Raw genomic sequence first — 1029 nt, forward strand, 5'->3', positions numbered from 1 at the left:
CTACGCCTGAGCCGGCGCACGCAGCCATACTTCACGGACGACGGCGATCCGGGCGTTGAACCCATTCGCATGGACCGGGCCGATCAAAGGCTCCACGAGCAGCCTAGCGAGACGGATTTCTCGCAAGCCGTGCCCAGAAACGCGCCGGAACGTCGGTCCGCATCGTCACGGTCAAGCACGACTAGTTGCTCGCATTCGGCACGTTGGGTTCGAATTGCCGAACTACCCGCGCTGATTGGTGATTTTCAGTCGACTTTACCGAAACGCGATTTCGCATCCGAATTCGGGCGACCACACCTGCGTGTCGAACTGGGCATGAAATCGCTCTTGCCGAATGTGAATTCCGCCGAGCCGTGCCACTCTCTCGAACGCGTTCTTCGGCAAACGGCGTTCGAGCGGCGCGGCGACTGCCGCGGCGACGGCCGCGGCGCCATGTGGCGTCACCGTGCTTGCGCCCGAGGCGACGATGGCGCACTCGACCAGCCGAATACGTCGATCACCTGACGCTCTACCGCAGGGCTCAAATCGATGCCCGCCGGGCCAACTCGCTGGATCGTGGCGCTCCCCGACGGGGTCGGCTGCGCTGCCGTTCAAGACGCCCTGTCTACGAACCTTTGCTCGCGACATCGATGGTGTCGCTGAAGCCGTTCGTCGAAGACCACCGGAACGGCCGCATCGTCGACCTCGTTCCGTGGGCCTGGAAAGTTCCGCCGCGCCACGAAGCCGCGGCTTGAAATCGACGATTACGACGCATCCGCGGCACCGTCGGACCGCATGACGAGGTAGGCCGCAGTCGCCACGGCGACGTCGTGGCACTCACGCGCATTGGCGCGCGTGAATGCCCCGTTCCACATCGCTCTGAACAAATGCGTCGCTCTGACTGAACGTGCGACGAACGTGCCCCAGATCGTCCAGCTCACGGCTCCACTGCCACGATGGCTTTCGGAAGTCTGACGCGACACGGCGGGCGTTCCTGTCGATCGCGGGCCATCTCGTCATAGATCGACCGCCCAGCCGCACAGCTCGACC

1 protein-coding gene is annotated in these 1029 nt (G+C 64.0%); it reads left to right on the forward strand.

The window, feature by feature from the left end:
- A partial coding sequence (locus ABTU92_RS30010) for a hypothetical protein (RefSeq protein WP_408095187.1) occupies window positions 1-504 on the forward strand: 504 nt, incomplete at its 5' end.
- Window positions 505-1029 lie beyond the last annotated feature (525 nt).

The sequence above is a fragment of the Rhodoplanes sp. SY1 genome, from assembly GCF_046000175.1.
GTDB lineage: Bacteria > Pseudomonadota > Alphaproteobacteria > Rhizobiales > Xanthobacteraceae > Rhodoplanes.